The sequence below is a fragment of the Halococcus sediminicola genome (assembly GCF_000755245.1).
Classification (GTDB): Archaea; Halobacteriota; Halobacteria; order Halobacteriales; family Halococcaceae; genus Halococcus; species Halococcus sediminicola.
The window spans coordinates 1-20,465 of record NZ_BBMP01000024.1 but is presented as its reverse complement, the minus strand read 5'-3'; the positions used below and the strand labels follow the sequence as shown (position 1 = coordinate 20,465).

The 20,465-nt window shown below is 57.6% G+C and carries 19 protein-coding genes and 3 pseudogenes; 11 read left to right on the top strand and 11 right to left on the bottom strand.

Going from position 1 to position 20,465, the window contains the following annotated elements:
- Positions 1–1,279: 1,279 nt before the first annotated feature.
- From ACP97_RS15290 to ACP97_RS15270, 5 genes are all read left to right on the top strand, one after another.
- The gene (locus tag ACP97_RS15290; RefSeq protein ID WP_161782632.1) at positions 1,280–2,098 is read left to right on the top strand and encodes a ferritin-like domain-containing protein; all 819 of its coding nucleotides are present in this window, start codon (positions 1,280–1,282) and stop codon (positions 2,096–2,098) included.
- A gap of 327 nt (positions 2,099–2,425) precedes the next feature.
- The gene (locus tag ACP97_RS15285; protein WP_049998713.1) at positions 2,426–3,568 is read left to right on the top strand and encodes a glutamate-cysteine ligase family protein; all 1,143 of its coding nucleotides are present in this window, start codon (positions 2,426–2,428) and stop codon (positions 3,566–3,568) included.
- Between the two features lie 102 nt (positions 3,569–3,670).
- The gene (locus ACP97_RS15280) at positions 3,671–4,636 is read left to right on the top strand and encodes a succinylglutamate desuccinylase/aspartoacylase family protein (RefSeq protein ID WP_049998712.1); all 966 of its coding nucleotides are present in this window, start codon (positions 3,671–3,673) and stop codon (positions 4,634–4,636) included.
- 189 nt (positions 4,637–4,825) lie between these two features.
- Positions 4,826–6,163 carry an IS4 family transposase gene (locus tag ACP97_RS15275; protein ID WP_237561201.1) on the top strand — a complete coding sequence of 446 codons (1,338 nt, stop codon included), beginning with the start codon at positions 4,826–4,828 and terminating at the stop codon, positions 6,161–6,163.
- Between the two features lie 309 nt (positions 6,164–6,472).
- Positions 6,473–6,760: an ArsR family transcriptional regulator gene (locus ACP97_RS15270; protein ID WP_394297710.1), complete on the top strand. Its 288-nt coding sequence runs from the start codon at positions 6,473–6,475 to the stop codon at positions 6,758–6,760.
- 230 nt (positions 6,761–6,990) lie between these two features.
- Here ACP97_RS15270 and ACP97_RS15265 read toward each other — a convergent pair whose 3' ends face one another.
- The 6 genes from ACP97_RS15265 to ACP97_RS20020 all read right to left on the bottom strand — a co-directional run bounded on the left by ACP97_RS15265 (position 6,991) and on the right by ACP97_RS20020 (position 12,153).
- The gene (locus tag ACP97_RS15265; RefSeq protein WP_049998711.1) at positions 6,991–7,272 is read right to left on the bottom strand and encodes a winged helix-turn-helix domain-containing protein; all 282 of its coding nucleotides are present in this window, start codon (positions 7,270–7,272) and stop codon (positions 6,991–6,993) included.
- 912 nt (positions 7,273–8,184) lie between these two features.
- Entirely contained in the window at positions 8,185–9,516 is a 1,332-nt protein-coding gene (locus ACP97_RS15260; protein WP_049998710.1) for a hemolysin family protein, read from the bottom strand.
- A gap of 682 nt (positions 9,517–10,198) precedes the next feature.
- Positions 10,199–10,900, bottom strand: coding sequence for a helix-turn-helix domain-containing protein (locus tag ACP97_RS15255; RefSeq protein ID WP_049998709.1), 702 nt, complete (start codon positions 10,898–10,900; stop codon positions 10,199–10,201).
- On the bottom strand, positions 10,897–11,061 hold the full coding sequence (locus ACP97_RS20530) for a DUF7563 family protein (RefSeq protein WP_202593640.1): 165 nt from the start codon (positions 11,059–11,061) through the stop codon (positions 10,897–10,899). The genes ACP97_RS15255 and ACP97_RS20530 overlap by 4 nt, the downstream gene beginning before the upstream one ends.
- Positions 11,062–11,144: 83 nt before the next feature.
- Entirely contained in the window at positions 11,145–11,807 is a 663-nt protein-coding gene (locus ACP97_RS15250) for a helix-turn-helix domain-containing protein (protein ID WP_049998708.1), read from the bottom strand.
- Between the two features lie 160 nt (positions 11,808–11,967).
- Positions 11,968–12,153 (bottom strand): hypothetical protein, encoded by a 186-nt coding sequence (locus tag ACP97_RS20020; protein ID WP_154020038.1) that lies wholly within the window; start codon positions 12,151–12,153, stop codon positions 11,968–11,970.
- A 645-nt stretch (positions 12,154–12,798) separates the two neighbouring features.
- Between ACP97_RS20020 and ACP97_RS15240 the strand changes: the two are divergent.
- Positions 12,799–13,173: pseudogene (locus ACP97_RS15240) on the top strand (helix-turn-helix domain-containing protein); the annotation flags it as partial.
- A gap of 162 nt (positions 13,174–13,335) precedes the next feature.
- Positions 13,336–14,037, top strand: a complete 702-nt coding sequence (locus tag ACP97_RS15235) for an IS630 family transposase (protein WP_202593644.1) — start codon at positions 13,336–13,338, stop codon at positions 14,035–14,037.
- Positions 14,038–14,086: 49 nt separating this feature from the next.
- On the opposite strand, the gene ACP97_RS20525 is transcribed toward ACP97_RS15235, so the two are convergent.
- A complete protein-coding gene (locus ACP97_RS20525) occupies positions 14,087–14,755 on the bottom strand; it encodes an IS630 family transposase (protein ID WP_237561210.1) in 669 nt (222 codons plus the stop codon).
- Between the two features lie 10 nt (positions 14,756–14,765).
- Complete coding sequence (locus ACP97_RS20520; protein ID WP_049998703.1) at positions 14,766–15,218, bottom strand: helix-turn-helix domain-containing protein; 453 nt, start codon at positions 15,216–15,218, stop codon at positions 14,766–14,768.
- 366 nt (positions 15,219–15,584) lie between these two features.
- Here ACP97_RS20520 and ACP97_RS15220 point away from each other — a divergent pair, with 366 nt between their 5' ends.
- Positions 15,585–16,322 carry a GNAT family N-acetyltransferase gene (locus ACP97_RS15220; RefSeq protein WP_049998702.1) on the top strand — a complete coding sequence of 246 codons (738 nt, stop codon included), beginning with the start codon at positions 15,585–15,587 and terminating at the stop codon, positions 16,320–16,322.
- A 161-nt stretch (positions 16,323–16,483) separates the two neighbouring features.
- Positions 16,484–16,819, top strand: a complete 336-nt coding sequence (locus ACP97_RS15215; RefSeq protein WP_049998701.1) for a DUF5789 family protein — start codon at positions 16,484–16,486, stop codon at positions 16,817–16,819.
- Between the two features lie 132 nt (positions 16,820–16,951).
- Here the strand turns inward: ACP97_RS15215 and ACP97_RS21440 are convergent.
- Positions 16,952–17,086 (bottom strand): annotated as a pseudogene (locus ACP97_RS21440) (DUF7539 family protein); the annotation flags it as partial.
- Here ACP97_RS21440 and ACP97_RS20015 point away from each other — a divergent pair.
- Positions 17,084–17,227 (top strand): annotated as a pseudogene (locus ACP97_RS20015) (IS5/IS1182 family transposase); the annotation flags it as partial. The pseudogenes ACP97_RS21440 and ACP97_RS20015 sit on opposite strands and share 3 nt — an antisense overlap.
- 255 nt (positions 17,228–17,482) lie before the next feature.
- Here ACP97_RS20015 and ACP97_RS15210 read toward each other — a convergent pair.
- Positions 17,483–18,199: a DUF2270 domain-containing protein gene (locus ACP97_RS15210; protein ID WP_049998700.1), complete on the bottom strand. Its 717-nt coding sequence runs from the start codon at positions 18,197–18,199 to the stop codon at positions 17,483–17,485.
- Between the two features lie 147 nt (positions 18,200–18,346).
- The gene (locus tag ACP97_RS15205; protein ID WP_049998699.1) at positions 18,347–19,177 is read right to left on the bottom strand and encodes an alpha/beta fold hydrolase; all 831 of its coding nucleotides are present in this window, start codon (positions 19,175–19,177) and stop codon (positions 18,347–18,349) included.
- 455 nt (positions 19,178–19,632) lie between these two features.
- Between ACP97_RS15205 and ACP97_RS15200 the strand changes: the two genes are divergently transcribed.
- On the top strand, positions 19,633–20,465 hold an 833-nt coding region (locus tag ACP97_RS15200), incomplete at its 3' end, for an ISH3 family transposase (protein ID WP_049998813.1).

The window sequence follows — 20,465 nt, the reverse complement described above, 5'->3', positions numbered from 1 at the left end:
CGACGGCCTCTTCGGGACGGACACGACACCAGGGGCTGCGCCTGCTCCAGAGGCAACTAAGGCAGCAAACGAGCACCCGGATTCTTCAAATACGAATCCAGACCCGGACTCCAAGGATACGCAAAGCGATAGCCCGGCTGACGATAGCTAGGCGATCCCTGTCCGCGAGCGCGCTTCTCCCTACCGAAACCGACGCCGGTTCGGAAAAACGCTCAGTCGGTACCCCCGAGCACCGATCAAGCGCTCGCTGCGTTCGCGTACTACCCTCGTCTCGCGCTATCAGATCAGTCCACGCATTCCAACCATCATGACCAAAATGACCAGAAAGAGGCTGGTCATTCCCATGAGCCACTGCATAGCCGTCGCGTTGAGTCTCGTGACCACCTCACTATCCGGTTTTGGGCCATCAAGCTCAATGAGCATCTGCGTTTGAGAGTGGTGAAGTGGGACGAAGGCGATGAAGATCATCACGACGGCGACACTGAGTGCCCCCAAACCCAGATAGTCGAAGGAGCGAGATATCCGAGACGGTGAGCGAGTCCGATTCCCGAACCGATAGTTCCGAGAGTCAGCGACTCACCGACAACCATTAATCTCGAAGAGAGGCTCGGAATAAGAGCGACAGCCGTCTCTGGACCCGACTCTTCAATTGCGGGTGCCAGCACGTAGCGAAAGAAAAAATCGGTCCCGAACCAAAACGCCGCCAGCCCAATATGGACGTAGAACAGGATCGTCGTATTCCCCGATAGATAGGCAACAATCGGAAGTCCAAGGATGAGACCGACTGCCACGGTCGCATACCGGGTCCCTGCTGCTGTGATAATGAACCTGTATTGGTCGCTTCGACTCGATCCATCGCTTACTGTTGCCATATGAACTCCCTCTTCGGGTTCGACTATGAAACTCGGGGAGAGAAATAGGCGGATCTGTCGTCTTTGTCTCGATCCTTGCCACTCCGGTATCGGCGGGTGAATGAAGGGAGAGAAAGCGGATGCGAGAGGTGAGAGCTGACCGAGGCGTTCGTTGATACAGGTGTCGGGGTTAGCGCACAACCCTCCCCAACATCACGATGAGTATGAGTATCAATCGCATACGTGTCCCCGTTGGGCCAACAACCATTGATGTCCATGCTACGGCTATATTATCTATCGCTAAGAAAAATAGCATGTGCGAAACCGCACAACTACCAATGAAACGTGACTATAATAATAGCGAACGCACGCCCGATAGCTCCAAGAATACAGACAGCACGAAGTTCACTCAAGCGAGTCCCAACATCGTGGGACAGCTAAGCGACTTCGCACCGTCACGACGCGGCTTTCTTTCCAACACCGCAAAGGTCGGGGCGGGAGCCGCCGCCCTCGGCGCGCTCGGGAGCGGTTCGGCGGCCGCGGCCCACGCCGAGGAGCCGTACTCGGATTCGGACTACGAAGACAGCAACCCCAACGGCTACGGCGCACTCGACGACGTCCAGATCGTCAAGTTTGCACTGTTGCTCGAACGCCTCGAATCGACCTTCTACACCGAGGCGGCCGGGACCGCTCCGGTCGGCCAGATGGGCACCAAGGGCGACGAGAACGGCGGTCGGTTGGATGAACACCAAGTCGAGCGCTCGGACACCGCAGCGCAGTTCGACGGTAATCCGTCGATACGCTACTCGACGTTCCAACGGCTCCAACAGGTCCGCGACCACGAACAGACCCATGTCACGGCGCTCGAAGGCGTTCTCGAAGAGGTCGGTGAGGACCCGAACTTCGCCAGCGACGTCGAGTTCGAGTTCCCCTACGAAACCTTCGAGGAGTTCGTCGACATCGCGCAGGCGCTCGAAGACACCGGTGCTGGGGCCTACACCGCCGCCGCGCCCGCTGTCGATACCGAAGAGTATCTCGCAGCGGCCGCCCAGATCCTCGCCATCGAGGCCCGCCACGCGAGTTACTTCCGGACGCTCAACCAGCCGCTTCCCGCCGGGTCGGCCTCGCTGAACCCGTTCCCGGACGCCTTCGAGCCACAACTGAGCGTGACCGAAGTCGTCAACCGCGCCTCGCCGTTTATCGTCGGGGTGGACGACGTCGATCAGGTTAAAGATCTACTTGGATAGGCACTCGTCCAGCACGTTTGTTTTTAATCGCGGGAGAATGATATGCAGGATATATCTGTAAGTATGGCTCAAACGCCGAATTTAATTGAGAACTAACATGATCGACACCCCAACCCCTGTGGACGAAGACAGGGGACACCCGATTTCGAATGAATTCTTGCTGTGGCTGGAATGTTTCGAAAAGCAGTATGATCTCAGTCCTCAAAATAGTACTCTCTCGACAGTGAGACGATTTTGAACATGGATATCCAAGTCCGAGGTGTATCTGTATTCGGACCTATAGGTACGTATAGCCCAGATCTGCGGGGAAGGGGTGACGGATAATTCATGAAAGTAGGAGTGGAAGCCGAATACTGGGTCGTCGATGAAACGGGCGCGCTCTGCGATGGGCGCGAACTGACTGCTGTACACGAGTGTGTCGAGCCCGAGTTCATCGCATCGCTCATCGAAATCAAGACGCCACCGGTCGAAACCGAGTCCGAACTCCGGAACGCGCTCCAATCGACGCTCCAGACGGTGCTTGCCGCAGCCAACGCGAGTGGGAAACACCTCGTTCCGCTCGGGACGCCGCTTTCGGCTAACTCATCACCGGCAGTGAGCGAGCGGGGACAGCTCCTTGAACGGATCTACGGGAGCGATATCGAACCCGCAAAGCAGTGTGCCGGTACACACATCCATTTCGATGCCGAAAACATCCCACGACAGGTGAATCTCCTCACTGCGCTCGACCCTGCGCTCGCACTCGTGAGTTCGTCGCCGTGCTACGCCGGCGGGCGACCGATGCACGCCTCGCGTCCCTACGCCTATCGGTCGCTGTGCAGCGACGAATTCGCCCGCTATCGTGACCTCTGGGAGTATACGCCCGACGTCGCTACATGGGACGACCGACTCGCCACGGCATACGAGGCGTTCCGCACGCTCGCGGCCGACCGTGGAGTGTCCGATCGAGAGTTCACGACACACTTTCAGCCCGAAAATTCGGTGATGACGCCGGTTCGCGTCCGACAACGGTTCCCGACCGTCGAATGGCGAACAGCCGATACGGCGCTCCCCTCACAAATCGTCGAACTCACATGCGATGTTTCCCGGCTCGTCGGCCAGACAGCCACGAAACCCGTCGAAATCGGTGAGCCGAGCGTCGGGCCGCAGCGTATCCGTATCCCTGCGTTCGACGACCTCACGCAGCTCACAGCAGCGGCAATCGAGCGTGGTCTCGACTCCCCGGCAGTGTGGGATTATCTCGAAGCGATGTCCATCGATCCGCGCGACTATCAGCCGATTTCGACGGATATCAGTCATGAATCACCCATCTCCGTCACTGAGGCGCGACGGATTCGGCTCGAATACGCCGACCGACTCGAACGTGATGTCGAAACGCTACTGCTGAGCACCGAAACGCGACAGCAAACCCGCCACGAGCGTCCGATGGACGGTCTGCAAGCCACAACCGACCAGCCAGGACCGTGGTGACTGTGACGAGCGAGGCCAGAACTTTCGTGATCGGTATCAGCCGGTTTGGTCAGCTACTGACCCATGCTCTCGACATATAACCATGCGAGAGACAGTATACCCATGACTGAGCACACCGTCGAACGGATCGTCCTTGCCCGTCTTCCCTCGGGCATCGAAGTGACGACGACCGTTCACACGTACGCTGGAAGCGACTCGGGACCGACCCTGTACGTGCAGGCCGCCCAGCACGGTCGTGAGGTCAATGGGACGGAGGTCCTCCGCCGTCTGCACGACCGACTCGATTCCACCGCGCTTGCAGGAACGCTCATCGCTGTTCCAGTTGCGGACCCGCTCACGTTCGACCGCGTCTCCTATACAACGTCCGAATCGCTTGACTCGGTGAACGCGAACATGAACCGGGTCTGGCCGGGCGATTCCACCGGGTCGCTCCACGAACGCATGGCTGCACGTCTCTGGGAATTTGCGAGCGGAGCGGATGCTGTCATCGACCTCCATACAGGCAGTCCGAGCACGCTTACGCACGTCGTGTTCGAAGAGAACGATCATGCATCCCGCACTCTCGCGGACGTGTTTGGCACGGACCTCCTGCTTGGCGAACCAGCGGGCGACGACGCCGACGAGGAGTGGGCTGCTCGCGGCTTCGGCGGCAAGTTTCGGGTTACCGCTGCCGAGAGTGAAATCCCGTCGATCACACCCGAACTCGCCCACAACAAACAGCTCATCGAGCCCGCAATCGAAACGGGTGTGACTGGCATACTCAACGTCCTGCGCCACCTCAGTATGCTCGACGGCGAGCCGGAGTCGAACGGCCACACCGTTCTCGCACGAAACCACCTCAGCCGCGTCGCTGCCAATGACTCAGGGTTGTTTCGCACGGACCCTGCTGTCGAGCTCGGACAGGAAGTCTCGACCGGCGAGCGGTTGGGTGCGCTCTATGCGTCGACGACCTATGAGAGGCTACAGACCGTAGAAGCGGATCGTGATGGGGTGCTCTACTCGCTCACACAGGAGGCGACTGCCGTCGAAGGCGATACGTTAGCGCGTGTGGCAGTGAAGCGTGAGTGAGACGGTGACTGTATCCTCGATGGTTTCCAAGCGAGCGCTTGTGGGCTATTCACCAGCGACTCGTTAGATTCGTTGAGAGCTGTGCTCTCACCCGACAGCAGCTTGCTATGCAGGCATCCGTTCTAGGCTAACTTCGAGATAGCCGAAGAACGCCAGCCTTAGCGCTCTGAGAAGCCGGTGGAAAGTGGAATGAAGCTGCCACCGGATTCGGCGATAGAGGAACGGTTGGTGAAGACGTTTCCGAACAGCCGGCTGCGCGAGCTTGCTCGCGCAACCGGGCTGATCCAGCGTGACGGCGGGAAACTGAAGGCTGACGCCCTGTTCTGGTCACTTGCTATCGGATTCCTCTCCGGCAACTACAGAACCCTCGAAGAGTTCCGTCAGGAGTACATCGAAACCTTTGGCGGTTCACTCAGCTATTCGTCCTTCCACGAGTGGTTCATGCCCGCTCTTTGCGAATTCCTTCGAGAGGTCCTCAAGCGTGCTCTTGAGGACCTCGAACACGAGAATGACCGTCTTCAGGGTCGCTTCGAGCAGTTCCGTGAGGTCTTCATCGCAGATGCGACCGTCATTACGCTGTATCAGTCGCTATTTGAGACGTTTCCCGGCTATGGCGACGACCACGCTGGAGCGAAGCTCCACGTGGTCGAAGCCGTCAGTAGCGGTCTCCCGGCTGAATTCACCATCACTGACGCGCGCACGCATGAATTCACACAACTTTCTACTGGTCCATGGGTGGAGAACGCGTTGCTGCTGTTCGATCAGGCCTACTTCGATTACCGCACGATGGATCTGATCGACGCCAACGGCGGCTGGTTTCTCACACGACTCAAACCCAACGCAAATCCGGAGATCACGGCTGAACTCAGAGAATGGCGTGGCGACGCCATTTCCCTCGAAGGAGAGCAGATACAGGACATTCTCGACGATCTTCACCGCGACGTCATCGACGTCGACGGTGAAGTCGAGTTCAAGCGACGCATCTACAACGGCACGCGGAGCCGTGCCGTTGAGACGTTCCGTGTCGTCGGTGTCTGGAACGACGAAGAAGAGCGCTACCACTGCTACATCACGAACCTGCCCGCAGAGGACTACCGCGCGCCTGATATAGCGAAGCTCTATCAGGCGCGCTGGGAGGCGGAGCTTCTCTTTCGGGAGCTCAAGACCACGTACGGACTCGATGAGATCAACTCGGGAAAACCGGAAGTAGTGGAAGCGTTGATTCTGATTGGGCTGCTCTCGCTCGTGGTAAGCCGTACGCTCCGGGAGCTGTTCATTGAGATCATCGAAGCACAGCAGGACGGCAGCGACGACGTGGAGGCGTCGTCGCTCCTGCCCCGAGAACGGTGGGCACGAGCGTTCGGGCGGCACAGTGATCGGATTCTCCGCCGAGTCGCCGAGCGACTCGGCTACGAACCGCCGAAGTTGGTCGAATCGCTGATGAACGATGCGCTAGACCCGAACACTCACCGCATCTCGTTGCTTGACGAGGTGCAGTACGAACCATTCGACGCTGACCTCGCGTAATCCGGCGTGATCGGGCTGGATTCGCAGGATTCCTTAGCTACAGCACTCGCGTTTATCGAAAAACTCGGAGCGCTCACCGGCGTGAGCGCTCCTCAACGGGCTCCGATCCAGCGATCGATTGCGTTCTCCGATTGGAAGAGCAGACTCCTGACCAATTCGTCCCAGTCACGACAGGATTAGCCTAGAACGGATGGCTATGCAGGATAGTGGTAGGAGGGAGAGGGGGGGGGGGAGATTCTCGTCGTTTCAGTCGGATGAAAATACTAAAAGAGGATACCCATTCGGTGCCAATTTGCGACTGGAGAAATTATGAACAAACACGTGGCCGACGAGTGGGACGTAATCAGCTTCGTCATCAGATCGCGGTACCGCGTGAAGACGCTCGACCGTCTTTCGGACGACCCGGCGATTCCGTCACGCATCGCGAGCGACCAGGGCGTTCTGATAACGCATATCTCGCGGGCGTTGGACCAACTCAGTGACCGAGAGTTAGTCGAGCTTCTCGTCTCGGATGATCGGAGAAAGGGACGACTGTACGGTCTCACAGAACACGGCGAGACGATTTGGGGCCGTATGAACGAACTGGATTTGAATTGAGTTATCGGAGATACCGCTGGATTGTGCGCTGTGAGTTCGCCGACTCCGAAGGCACACACGAGACATCAGATGACTTCGAGGGGTACTGTGGGCGGATCGACGACAATTGAAAGCTACGCTGGCATCTCAGAATGGCGATTAGCTTCCGCTTTTTTAATCGGATAGGGCATTGCAGACCGCAAAATTGAGCCATAACAGAGCACTCTCCGCACAACAGGAGGAGTTATTATTCACTCAGTGGCAAATTCATATGAAAACCTCTCCGACCAATCCTGAACCCGTATCTGATCGCTTAGGCGATAGAGAGTGCCGAATTCATCGCTACTGCACCGGACAATCCCATTGTTCATGAAAATTTCGAGGTGGTGGTCGGTCGTCTCACGGTCGAGATCCAAGTCCTCTGCGAGTTGTCGCGCGTTCCGCGAATGTTCGTTCAACGCACGAAGAATGCGAATACGAACCGGGTAGCTATAGGTCCCGGCTATTATTAACTGCTGAACATTGTCCACCATCGACCGACGGGCTGTTGATGAAAGAACGGTTAGCATGGAATTCCAAGGCAGGCGTGCGGAACGCCTCGTATGCCGTGGCAAGCCGCTCATCCCATGTCGTGATGTCTGTCGCACACTTCCAGAGACCACAGAACTGGACGAACTCCTCGCCGTACCGTGACTGATACAGATGGGCGCGAAGCGACCCGTACAGTCCGAGACCGGGTGCTGTGGGTACTGACCGATTTGTTCTCGATTGAAGCACTCAAACAGCCCCACACGACTCTGAAACGCGAAGCACGTCAGTCGGTTCGGAGGACGACCTGATCGAACTCAGTGTTCCCACACTGAGCACACTTGCCCGCTCTGGCACTGTGTGGAACGAACTTCCCACGGGGTGTTTTCGAGGCTGGGGAGAGACTGCGACACTGTTCACACCGCACTATTCGGCTTTCGCTCTGCTGCGTCGTTGCTGTGTTGTATGATGGCATTCTGACGGTAGAATGGGGTCGCAGTCAGGGATGTTGGACTCGACTGCCTTGGCGTATTGGTGATGCCAGAGAGTCAACGCCAACCGGGGTCGGTCTTCAATCCCTGGCGTGCCTCCATGCGTGAACATGAACGGGACCGGTGAAAATGCACTGCATGGATACCCACCCTCAGCAGGTGAGGTGCCAGAGCACCATTGACGAAACCTCTCGCACCGAGCAGTAGTGGATAGTCGCTGACGAAGCTTCGTCTCGATCCGACTCCATGTGAGTTATACTGTCGGACAGAAATCCATCGGCCATCAGCGCAGTTGATTCGGTCCCGTCCATCCGCTTTCGATAGCGGCTGATGAAATACTTCTGTCCGACAGTATAGCATCCACCCGCTTCATCCCCTTCGAGCTACCGACCATCACGCCGCCGTCTAGCGGTTCAATGGGGTCGATCAATCGGGAACGTCCACGTTCCGCTGGACCTCTTTCCGGACAACGACGTGGGAGATTCGGCTGCCGTTGACCTCGTCGATGTCGAACGCATAGCTGTCGAGGTTCATGCTATCGCCGACTTCGGGAGAACGGCCCAGCTGATTAAACACCAATCCACCGACTGTTTCGGAACCCTCACTCCCGAACTCGGTGTCGAGAACCTCGTTTACCGTTTCGATGGGAACACCACCGTCGATAGAGTACTCGCCGTTTTCGAGCTTTCTGATGGATGGCTCGTCATCGGCCACGTCGAACTCGTCCCTGATTTCGCCGACGATTTCCTCCAAGATGTCCTCCATCGTCACGATTCCCTCGAACGTACCCCACTCGTCGATCACCATCGCCATCTGAATTTCCCGATCTTGGAACTCGGTGAGGAGGCTAGCGATGCGCCGGCTCTCGGGAACGATGACTACCTCGCGGGCGAGGTCGTGGGCCGTCCACGAGTTGTCACCGGACTGGATAGTTCGGTACAGGTCCTCGATGTGAATCGCACCGACGACGTGGTCGTCGGCCTCGGAGTCCAAAACCGGATAGGACGAATGAGTTCCCTCGGCTGTGACCGCGAGGAGCGTCTCGATGCTCATCTTCGTTTCGAGGACTTCGACATCCGGACGAGGGACCATTATCTCGCGGACGGCGGTGTCTTGGAGTTCGAAGACGCCTTCGATCATACCCTGTTGTTCTTCCTCGACGAGACCCTGCTCGCTCGACTGGGCAACGAGCATCCGGATGTCGTCTTCGGTGTGTGCCTCGTCGGTTTCGGAGGCGGGAGAGAACCCGAGGAGACCGGTGAAGAAGTTGGCAGTGCCATTAAAGACGTAGATTCCGGGGATGAACAGATAATAGAAGAACTTCATCGGTGGAGCGACGATGAGCGAAATCCGTTCTGCGTCCTGAATCGAGAGCGTCTTCGGAGCGAGTTCGCCGAAGACCACGTGGAGAAACGTTATGGTTCCGAAACCGAGAACGACTGCAATGGTGTGAATGGCTCCCTCCGGAAGGAACACACCCAACACTGGCTCGATGAGTGCTGCGACGGCAGGCTCGCCGACCCATCCCAGACTCAGCGAGGCGAGCGTAATCCCGAGTTGGCACGCCGCGAGGTAGCCGTCGAGGTTCTGGATGGCATCTTTGACGAGTGTCGCGCCGGACGTTCCCTCCTCGATGAGCGTCTCGACTCTCGTCGGGCGAATTTTCACGAGCGCGAACTCCACGGCCACGAAAAACCCGTTCAGAGCCACCAGAAAGAGCGCAACGAAGAGATTAACAGCGGAGAGGAGTTCTACCACCAATTCCTCCCGAGCCGTCTACCGTGAACGTCTCTTGCTACTATAGCTGTGGTTGGTCCTATTGCTCTATATATGTATACAGAAGATGAAAATATACTGATACTATCGCAGAGTTCGTTCCTGCAATTTGGACGGACGCGCATACCGCTCATGTCTATGAGTTCGAAAGCACACATGTACTAACAGGGGCGAATGCGTCGCGGTTCCGACATTCAGACATCTAGTCTCGCCTCCGCGCGTGATTCTCTCATAGCACTATCTGAATAGTCCTTCATCCAGCAAAAACGAGCGGCATGGATATCCATACCTCCACTTCCCTTCCCTACGGCTTCATGGGACGATCAAACCCACAACCTCACACCCACTTCCAGAACGCGACCAGCATCGTAAGGGCTGTGCAAACCAGTACGGATATGCCAACGGCGAGGGTCTCAATCACGAGAGATCGCGTATCGAGTTCCGGTGTGGGTTTGTGCGCCGTGCTCGTAACAACGAGTGTTTCGTGTGGTCGCCTTCCAAATTGCATCAAATATCGTCTCCCGAGGAAGAATCGAGCCGATGGTCGCATCGAGAAACACGCTGAACAGCAGACGCTCGACAGTAGCCGTATTGAGTCCCAGCTTGCTTCGAGAACGAGATACTGTGAGGGTCAGGGTATCGACGTCCTCATCAGCAGTCTCGCTCAGTCGAAGACGAGTTCGGATTCCACCAGCTGTTTGTGCGCTCGCCGGAATCGCTCGGAGAGCGCCTGATGGCTGATACCGAGATGGTCGGAGAGTTCCGCACTCGTGACCTCCCGCGGAATGCCGTAATAGCCCATCCCGAACGCCGTGACGAGCGTCTCGCGTTGTTCGTCGGTCATCGCGGCACGGTCCGACTGCTCGCCGTCGAAACTGATGATGCTTCGACAGTCGGGGTTGCAGTCCAACTGCTCCAGTGCCTCGTGCGCTCGGGACATCGCGTCACGGTCGGGCGCAAGCAGTCGTAGCTTCCAGCGGCCCGACCGACCGTCCGCGGCCAAAATCGAGACGCCCGCGGCGAGGAGTCGCCGTATCACTTGGAGGGTACGACCGTCCCACGTCACCCGGTAGCGCCAGCCGTCGTCGTGTGTGCCGAACGATTCGACCGCCGCGACCGCCGGGTCGGCCCGAAGCGCGCCCTCGACCGCTACTCGCTCGTGTTCGTCCGCGTGGACGACCAGCAGCGCGTGGTCGTCAGGGTTGGTCACCGCGGGTTCGAGGGTGACCCGCGCACTCGGCGCTCGCTCGAACAGCGGGCCGAGCGCGAACGTCTCGGCCGGAACGGCGAATCGGGCGCTGGTTGCCCCGGCGGATGCCGTGGGTCGTGGCGTCGGCGGGCCGACCGACTGCGTGCCATCGCTCATTGGCCCGTGTGACGCGAGGAGTGTGCCTCGCGCACCTCGGCCCCCTCGCGCAGTTTGTCCTCGCAGCTCGGACAGACACGCACGCCCTGTACATCCGGCGGTGCGAAAACACGTGCGTACTGGTCGGTGACGACTCCACCACAGTTCAGACACTCTTGCATTGATAGATGCTCCCGTTTGCTACTGTTTTTCGGCAGCTGCGTAACTGGTTAGCATGGAAATCCAAGGTGCGCTTCGGCGGAAATCAGTCGTCGTCGGCCGTGGCGTCGGCGAGCAACAGCGACGTGAAGACGGTGGTTTGGCCCCGGCGGAGGCGTTCGCTCACGGCCTGATCGGAAATTGCCATCCTGTCGGCGAGTTCCTCGGTGGTGATACGGCGCGGGATGGCGAAATGACCCTCTTCGAGCGCGGTGAGCAGTGTCTCGCGCTGGACGGGGGTCAGGCCCGATGCCTCGACGTCCGGTTCGTCGGGGTGATAGAGGCGCTTGAGGTCGAGAGTGACGCCCGCCCGTTCGCAGTCGGCGCGGAACGCGGAGATGTCCGCCGAGTCCGGGAATCGCAGTTGAAACTCCCACCGGTCGGCGGTGCCAACCGCGTCGAGGATCGCCGCTTCGTGGTCTCTGGTCGCCTTGACGAAACCGTTGATGTCGGCGGGCCACTCGATGCGAAAGAGCGCCTGTCCGTCGAAGTCGTCCAACAGGGCGACGCTGAGGATGTTCTCGTCGTCGGCGAGGTGGGCATCGAGCGCCTCGAAATCGGTGTCGTGGACCCAAAAGAAAGGGATGATCCGGTCGGTAGTGGGGACCATTCGTTCGAGCTCGAAACGCGCGCCGTCGTTGGTGGACTGTAACGAGCGACCGAGTTCGAAATCGGTCGCCGGAACGGTAACGTCAACGATGGCGCTCATTGATGGTTTTCCTCTATCGGCATGACTGTATCTACACGTATGAACCCTCTCCACCCTTCCATGATTCGGCAACCATCGGTGGAATGTGGGGTGAATTAATAAAGCAGCGGCTTGGGTGTCCAACCTACCCTCGCAGGGATGACCGGCGGACCACTCGTGGCTACATGGGTACTCGGTTGGTCACGGGTGTGATCTCGATATCGTAATCTTGCACATCCGGATCGGGAGAGCGAACGGTGAAGGCACCGTACATCGGTGCGTTTCTGTCGCGGGCTTCATCGATGAGTTGGTGGAGACGGCTCTCGAATTCGGCCTCGTACATGGGGTCGGAACGATTGGATGTCATGGGGTTTGATTGCCTCGGGAGAGGCGTGCCCACAGGGAAATTCCACGTTAGAAGAGGCCAACGGCTCGATCCTCAACACTGTGAAAGAGCACCGTGTAGGTCGTGCTCCGATTCGAACATACGGTCCCCCGCCGGATAGTCTTTGAGGTGGATGTCAATGCTCGCCCGTCTGTCTGTCTCGTTCTCCTCTTGGGAAAGCGCACAGCGGTCTGTGGCCGCGACGGCAAACGACTGCTCAGTCACCCGAACAGAATACCTTTGACAACCCGATGTGTGAAATTGTGGTTATGAGAATCGAGACTAGCGGCGATTACAGCTGACGCACCAACCTCTACAACGAGACTAGCGACGCTCTCGGCGAGAATAGCCGGAGCGGCGAGGTTGATGACGCCTGCGAATTCACTCAGTAAATGTTCCCCGCGTTTGCAGAAGCCGTCGAACATATCGAGATGGCCTGGAGGTTGGCCGACGTGCTTTCGACCCGGCGCGGTCGATGTTGAGTACGAGGTTAAACGCGGTGTTGACGACCGCGATGACTGCTGGACCATGACAGCGAGAGTGTTGGTGGGCCAACAGGAACCGACCTGAGTGTAGCTTCACATTTGTACTCGCTAGATTATCGCCTCTGAGCACGTATCTACGGGAATGGGCCGGAAGAAGCACGTTGTCGATCTCTCTGAGGAAGAACGCAGAACGCTTGAGTGGTTCATCTCGACCGGTGAACGCAAGGCTGAGGACAACATGCGGGCACGGATTCTCCTGAAGGCTGACGACGGGCTCACAGATGCAGAGATCTGTGAGCACGTCGGCTGCAGTATCGCGACTCCGTACAAGGCACGCAAAAACTACTGTCAGCGAGGGCTCGCGGCGATTCATCGCCGCAAGCCCGACCGCGAATACAAGCGCAAGCTCGACGGAGACGCTGAAGCACGTCTCATCAAACTCGCCTGTTCCGACCCACCCGAGGGGCACGCTCGCTGGACGCTGCATCTCCTCGCCGACGAACTCGTGACCCTCGACGAGATCGACTTTAGTGACCAAGAGAAGTTTTGCATATCGGCTAATGGCGATCTGCCGTCTGTGGATGTAGAAGCGTGAGATCCTCTTTCCTCTATACCCAGAACTTTCCTCGTTGACTAGAGTCGATCTCTCACGAAACCGTGAGACGGCGGCTAAAAAAACATCCTCAAACCGCATCTCTACGATTACTGGGCGATTCCCGCTGAAGATGATGGCCAGTTTGTCTACTACATGGAGGATGTCCTCGACCTCTACCACGAACCATACGACGAGAATCGTCCCGTCATCTGCTTCGACGAAACCAGCAAGGCACTTCGCGGCCACAAACGCGACCCGCTCCCGGCGGAACCGGGAGCGGTCGCACGTGTCGATACGCACTACAAGCGGAACGGCAAGAAAAAGCTCCATCTCGCCACCGAACCGTTGACCGGCTGGGTGAACGTCGAGATCACCGAGAAACGACGAACGTGCGAGTGGATCGACCGGATGGTCGAACTCGCTGATGAGCACTACCCGGATGCGGACTGCATCCGGGTGGTGCTCGACAATCTGAATACGCACAATCCCGCCGGCTTCTATCGGTTCTTCCCGCCGGATGAAGCACAGGCGTATCTCGACCGCTTTGAGTTTCACTACACGCCAAAGCATGGCAGTTGGCTGAATATGGCCGAAATCGAGATTGGTACACTCAAACGCCAGTGTCTTGATCGGCGAATCTATCACGCAGCGACTCTCCGGTCGGAGGTCGCTGCGTGGCAGGATCGTCGTAACGTTGCTGATGGTCTGATTGACTGGCAGTTCACCACTGACGACGCCCGAATCAAGCTACGCCAGCTCTACCCAGTACCGCTTGAAGAGAACTAGTGAGATTACGGTTGCAGCTACACTGAGTAGCGTCCCAACCGTGGAATGACTAGTTCTCTACCTCCTCAATCGTCGGATAGAGACGATGAAGTTTCGTTCGAGCGTCCTTGTTTGTGAATTGCCAGTCGACCGTGATATTCATCTCGTTTCGTTCGATTTCCCACGCAGCGACCTCCGACCGGAGGGTCGCTGCGTCCGGAATACGGCGATTGAGACACTGCGTCTGGAGCGTGCTCCAGACCAGTTCGGCCATATTCAGCCAACTCCCGTGCGTGGGCGTGTAGTAAAACTCGAATCGATCAAGATACCCGCGTGCTTTTTCAGGCGGAAAAAATCGATAGAATGCAGCCGGATTGTGAGTGCTGAGATTGTCTAAGACTACCCGGATGCAGTCCGCATCCGGGTAGTCGTTAGCAATTGCGACCATGCAGTCGATCCACTCACACGTCCGTCGACGCTCGGTCACGTGAAGGCGGCACCGACCAGTCAACGGTTCAGTGGCCACGTGAAGCATTCGTTTCCCGTTGCGTTCGTAGTGATGATCCGTTCGAGCGACCGCTCCCGGTGTCGCCGGGAGCGGGTCGCGGACGTGCTTTCGGAGCTCCTTGCTAGATTCGTCGAAACAGATGACTGGACGAGTCTCGTCGTACGGTTTTTCGTAGAGTGACAGGATCGTTTCCATGCGGTAGACGAACTCAGCGTTCTCTTTGGGAGGAATGAGCCAGTACTCAGAGCGGTGTGGCTTCAGGTCGTTTTTTTAGCCGCTGTCTCACGGTTTCTTCGGAGATCGAATCGAATTCGATCTCCTCAAGAGTGACAAGGCGGTCGGCGAGAAGCGCGTACGTCCAGCGAGTTCGCCCTTCCGGTGGCTCTGAACAGGCGAGAGCGACCAAATGAGCCTCACCGCGCCCATCGAGTTTCGGTGTGTAGTCGCGGTCGGGTTTGCGGCGATGAATCGCCGCAATCCCTCGTTCGGAGTACGCTTTGCGCGTCCGGTATGGTGTCCCGATCGAACATCCGACGTGCTCACAGATTTTCGTATCTGTGAGCCCGTCGTCAGCTTTGAGGAGAATCTTTGCGCGGTTGATGGCCTCTGCTCGGTGCTCTCCTTTCGAAGCGAACTCTTCGAGTTCGCTCCGTTCTTCCTCCGAGAGATCGACGATGTGCTTCTTCCGTCCCATTCTGGTAGCTACGCGCTCAGAGGAGATAACCTAGCTAGTCCACGGTTGGGACGGTACTGAGTAGCCACTGGGTGCACTGACAACTCCGTTACCGAAACCATCATTTCGATGTGTTCACCGCGAGAGTCCATATCGCTCCGGTTGGACGTGGTTTTTCTGGAATATTTATCCGTATCCCTTCTAGATCCATCGCTCCAGAGTAAGATTCTGACTCGACTAACAGGCATTCTTCGGCTGCAGCCTCCAATCGGCTTCGGTTCCCGATCCCGAGAACTGATGACGAAGCTCCGCCGTCGAACTGGAGTACCGACTGCGACACACTGGTGGAGAGCGTGTGTTTATGCGCTTTCAAGCACATGGATACGCATGGAGATTCGCCCGCTTGAGTCAGCAGATATCGATTCGGTACGACGAATCGCTCGCGAGTCGTTAGCGGCGTCATATTCCGTTCTCCGTGATGAGACAATCGAGACGGCTGTCGAGGAATGGTACGGGGCGGATATGTTCGATGACTACCTCGACAGTGACGAAATGGTGTTCCTTGTCGCGGCCGATGACGACGTCGTCGGCTTTTCCCAGAGCCACATTCTCGAAACAGTCGACAAAGGACGGATCCTGTGGCTGCACGTCGATCCCGATCATCGGGGACGAAACATCGCCACGGACCTCTTCGCTGCGACACGAGAACTGCTCACAGAGCGTGGAACCGAGCGTATCACGGGGTTGGTCTTGGCTGAGAACGAGGCGGGAAACCAGTTCTATACCACCCGCGGATTCGAGAAGCTCTACGACCGGACGATAACTATTGCTGGCACAGACCACATCGAGAACGTATACGGGGAAGAAGGGACCGAACTCAGCGAGTTAGAACCGCGGACCGCGACCGATGGCGAGCAGATATACATTGACTTCGCCGAGAGTTCTCGGGGGTCGGACGGGCCGTTCCATCCGTCGTACCTGAATCAAGACCGCAATCAGCTCTACGGCTGGTTCTGCTCGAGCTGTGAAACAACGGACAACGCCATGGATTCGATGGGACACATCGAATGCAATCAGTGTGGTAATCTCCGCAAGGCGACCCGCTGGGACGCTGCGTACCTGTAGCCCATCAGTAGGACGGTTCAGTGTTACACGTGGTGTTTTGCAATCGAGCGTCGCATACCCTCGCGTTGGATGCGGATGAGATGTAAACTGTCTCGTGTGTCACGATGGTCGTCTCGATGAGCGACCACAGCGTTATGCCAATCGCTCTTCTATATCAGAGGATGGCAGACAACAAAAAGGGCCGAGACAAGCAAGCGGATGACGAAGAGCGACGCCAGCGAGAGCGGGACGTTGAGGATGCGCGTGACCGTGCCGACGAAACCGAACCGCCACGCGACGACACCGGCGAGACGCTCGGCGACCTCGATGAAGCTCTCGAAAACCACGACTACCCAACGACAACGGATGAACTGATCGAGGCTTATGGCGACCATGAGGTCGAATCACAGGGTGGCTCGAAATCCATCGATGAACTGTTCATCCCACTTGACGACGAAACCTACGACTCCCCCGATGAAGTGCGAAATCGCATACAGATGCTGCTGAATCGCGGATAAAAAACTTCCAACCAGTGTTATGAATATACCCATAATATTTTTATTCTTTGACAATTACGACAGCTTTGATTAGGGCCAACTGGCGATCATCTATGAAATACATAAATCCAAGGACGAGGGCTATACACGGAGTCAGCTCTGAGTTCGGCGGACAAACTCGTCGAGTTCTTCTTCGATGAGTGTCGCGATACGTTCGCTATATTTCCAGAGTGCTGCGTTGAGTCTCTCTTCGGTCTCATCATCGATACCATCGTCTCCCCGGAGGACGATGCCACATGGAACTACGACTCAACCGCTGAAGAGCACTACTACGGCTTCGGCTGTACGATCGTCTCGACGGGAGCAAAGATATCCATCGCAGCGGAGTTCACGCCAGCAAAACAAGCGCCAGAGGAGACGGCGATGCGTTGAACATGAATCAGGTGGACGGCTCTCGGATCACCCATCATCGCACGCGAGAACGAACAGGACGTGTGGGGAGAAACAGAGGTCGTCGACTAGCGCCTATCACTGAGAACGCTGCTTCTACTGCTCAACGTTATTCGTTGAGCATACGTCCGTGCACCCACCGTTTCCAAATCCGACGGGCTGAATTCGACGTATTGATTCCGAGGAATCACACCATCAGGGTCGCCAAAAAAGGCGAACGCGGTGGGCTGGACGTCACTCGGCTTCCTTCCACTCGCCGTGTTCGACCTTGCTGAACTCGCCCTTCGACTGGCGTTCACGCGGCCAGAACGCGACTGCAGTGATGAGAGCGTAGAACAATCCCACGACGCCGAACACGACGAACCCCGGAACGTTCCCCACAGCGGCCGTTTCGAGCACCGGCTGGGTCGAGAAGGCCATGAGCTTGAACAGCCACGCGGCGAGCATGAGTGCGAAAAACGGGAAGTAAATCCGCCGGAGCCGCCGCGAAAGCGCTTCCACGTACGGTGTCTTGATCGTCGGGTTTCGGTAGTCCTCGCTGAGTTCGCGCCGCCAGTCGCGGTGTTCGACGCCCTGTGAGGGGTCAAGCGTATTCGCAAAGAGGTTTTCCTGAAGCATCCGCGCGCGTGCACGGTACACGTCGTAGGCCTGATAGCGCCGGGCCTCGATGCCCAGGAAGACGGCGATCACGACCATCCCAGTCAGGAGGATCACGTGATTGCCCTCCGTCGAGAACGCGTAGATGAGGATCGCCGAGATGATGGTCACTGCCCAGTTGATGGTTTCGTCGAGGCGGCTACGCCACGTCGTGACTACACTCATTTCCCCGCGATAGAAGTGGGCGACGACCGACCCCAAGCCCGTGCTCTTCGAGACCATCTCGCGGCCAATCTCCCGCTCTTCGCGTGCCTCCGGGTCGAACCCGTCCCAATCCGTGTCACTTTTATCCATGGGTGTTTGGAGGTTGTCAAGCGTTCGTAAAGCCACGTTGCCTGCATACAGGCCAGTTCACGTCCAACGTCTCTCTGACGTCTCTCGCCACCCGTACCCGTGTTTGTGATCGCGGTTAGGACGGCGGACTGTGAGACACTCTCATCGCTACACCGATGCTGTGATTTCCTCAAAAAACTTCGCACAGACTCCATCGAACGCCTCAGAGTTGTCCTGATTGACGAGATGGCCCGCGTCGGGAATCATCGTCCAATCCCCATCGTTGACGGTTGCCGCGAGTCGCTCTCCCTGACGTTGGACTGGAGCTGTCTCTCGCTCGCCATAGATCACGAGCGTCGGGGTTGCGACATGAGAGAGTTCGGGCGGGTCGTATTTGTAGAGAGCGCTAAAGATTTTCCGGAATTCCTCGTTCGAGATATCGCCGACGGCGTCCATTGCCTGTGACTTGACCACCGGATCGACTGACAGCCACGGACCACCGTTGATGATTCTGATACCGCCGAGCAGCCACTGAAACGACGCCCTCGGGCCGATGACCGAGAGCGATGCTGCAAGTCCCGGTAACGGCGAGATGAACGGTTTGATTCCGGGCGGGAGATCAACCGGCGGCATCGACTGAAGCGGCCCGCCAATGACTGCGCCCACTGCCCGGTTTGGATGTCGGTCGAGGTATTCCTGCACCACCATTCCCCCAAGCGAGAGGCCACAGAGAATCGGTCGTTCGACATCGAGCTGATCGAGCAGACGTTCGAGGTCGTCGGCGAAGAGTTCGATTGTGTACTGTCGCCGGTCGGTTGCTCCCGTTCGACCGTGTCCACGAAGGTCAAAGGTGATGACTCGGTGTTCCTCGGCGAAGCGCTCGACTTGCGTCTGCCAGGTGTCGGCGTTCATCCAGCCACCGTGGAGGAACACTAGCGGTGGTCCCGTCCCCGTTTCTTCGTACCAGAACTGCGCCCCATCCAGTGTCAACGTTGTCATTCAACTGCTGTAACGGACGAGTGTATGTGAACGGTGCGATGCCGGCGGCCGAACGCTCGCTACCGACGTGGACCTCATCCCCGAGGAAGTCACGTTCGATTCATTTTTTTCGAAAAATGGGAAACACGGGGGAATGAACCACGGCACTGATAGGCGCGGACATTGTCTGGCACGGAATCATTCCTACGTTAGCGTGCCTCAGCTCCGAACGGCTCAAGCGGATTACTCAGTCTGTAAGACGACCCGTGTGAACTCCCCGCCTCTGCAGCGAACACACTTGCCCGATTTATCTCTGAGCGGAGCGAAGTCTCTGTCGGGCGCGTTTGACGCTGGAAACATGCTACTGCACTCTTCGCACCGCGCTATTCGGTAGTCACTCTCGGTAGTTCCCAATCGGGTTGAGAGGCGGAGCTAAAGCATCGGTCTGATTGGAGCAGATGTCTGGTTGAGTGAATGTGCTACAGCTACCCCAACCAGACGGATTCCTTTCGGCGTGGGACGTCAAAGGTGTAGCGGCGGATGTGATCGGAGAGCTTCCCTTGCCAGGGATCGAGGGCTCGCCCCTCGATCCTGGCGACATCTGGTCCGTCGTTATCCTTGCCAGCACCAATCAGAGCTCCGTTCGAGAGGTTTGCGCCGAAAATCACGAAGCTCCTTGCGACGATACCGTCTTCGACTGGCTCCACACACTCGATCGAGGCTGGCTCGAATTCGCCGCCAACCTGCTGTTCATGCAGTTGGCCATGACGATCCTCGACCCTGACCGGTCGAGGATCGTCTCCATCGATTTCGTCGATAACCCCTATCACGGGACCTACAGCGACGAGATAGGCGAACTTTGTCGAATGAGCCCTAAAGACGGGACCACGACCTGCCACCGATACTGCACCGCCTATCTCGTCTCAAACGGCAAGCCGATCACGCTCGCGATGACCTACGTCCGCAGCGACGAGAAACAAGCCGACGCGGTCGAGCGCGTCCTCGACCGCGTCGAGGCCTATCCCTTCGAGATCGAGCTGTTGCTGGCTGATTCCGGCTTCTACAACGAGCGCATCATCCGCCGCTCACGCGAGATTGCTGCGACAGTCGTGCCGGTCGCCGAGAAAGGCGACCGGCTCGAAGAGAAACTCGAGACGCACAAATCGTACATGACGACCTACCGGATGTACAAGGACAGCGAGCGGGAACTCCGCTTCCCGCTTGCGGTTTCGGTCTCGTATCAGAACGGCGATCGCGGCAAGCATGGTGAAGTGGTCCGAGGGTACGAGGCGTGCGATCTGGACGATCG

What these genes read in the sequence shown, in the direction of transcription:
- ACP97_RS15210 (WP_049998700.1), bottom strand. Translation starts at nt 18,199, where the DNA reads ATGGATAAAAGTGACACGGATTGGGACGGGTTCGACCCGGAGGCACGC.
- ACP97_RS15215 (WP_049998701.1), top strand. Translation starts at nt 16,484, where the DNA reads ATGGCAGACAACAAAAAGGGCCGAGACAAGCAAGCGGATGACGAAGAG.
- ACP97_RS15265 (WP_049998711.1), bottom strand. Translation starts at nt 7,272, where the DNA reads ATGGTGGACAATGTTCAGCAGTTAATAATAGCCGGGACCTATAGCTAC.
- ACP97_RS15275 (WP_237561201.1), top strand. Translation starts at nt 4,826, where the DNA reads ATGAAGCTGCCACCGGATTCGGCGATAGAGGAACGGTTGGTGAAGACG.
- ACP97_RS15220 (WP_049998702.1), top strand. Translation starts at nt 15,585, where the DNA reads ATGGAGATTCGCCCGCTTGAGTCAGCAGATATCGATTCGGTACGACGA.
- ACP97_RS15250 (WP_049998708.1), bottom strand. Translation starts at nt 11,807, where the DNA reads ATGAGCGCCATCGTTGACGTTACCGTTCCGGCGACCGATTTCGAACTC.
- ACP97_RS20020 (WP_154020038.1), bottom strand. Translation starts at nt 12,153, where the DNA reads ATGACATCCAATCGTTCCGACCCCATGTACGAGGCCGAATTCGAGAGC.
- ACP97_RS20530 (WP_202593640.1), bottom strand. Translation starts at nt 11,061, where the DNA reads ATGCAAGAGTGTCTGAACTGTGGTGGAGTCGTCACCGACCAGTACGCA.
- ACP97_RS15285 (WP_049998713.1), top strand. Translation starts at nt 2,426, where the DNA reads ATGAAAGTAGGAGTGGAAGCCGAATACTGGGTCGTCGATGAAACGGGC.
- ACP97_RS20520 (WP_049998703.1), bottom strand. Translation starts at nt 15,218, where the DNA reads ATGGGACGGAAGAAGCACATCGTCGATCTCTCGGAGGAAGAACGGAGC.
- ACP97_RS15280 (WP_049998712.1), top strand. Translation starts at nt 3,671, where the DNA reads ATGACTGAGCACACCGTCGAACGGATCGTCCTTGCCCGTCTTCCCTCG.
- ACP97_RS15205 (WP_049998699.1), bottom strand. Translation starts at nt 19,177, where the DNA reads ATGACAACGTTGACACTGGATGGGGCGCAGTTCTGGTACGAAGAAACG.
- ACP97_RS15270 (WP_394297710.1), top strand. Translation starts at nt 6,473, where the DNA reads ATGAACAAACACGTGGCCGACGAGTGGGACGTAATCAGCTTCGTCATC.
- ACP97_RS15255 (WP_049998709.1), bottom strand. Translation starts at nt 10,900, where the DNA reads ATGAGCGATGGCACGCAGTCGGTCGGCCCGCCGACGCCACGACCCACG.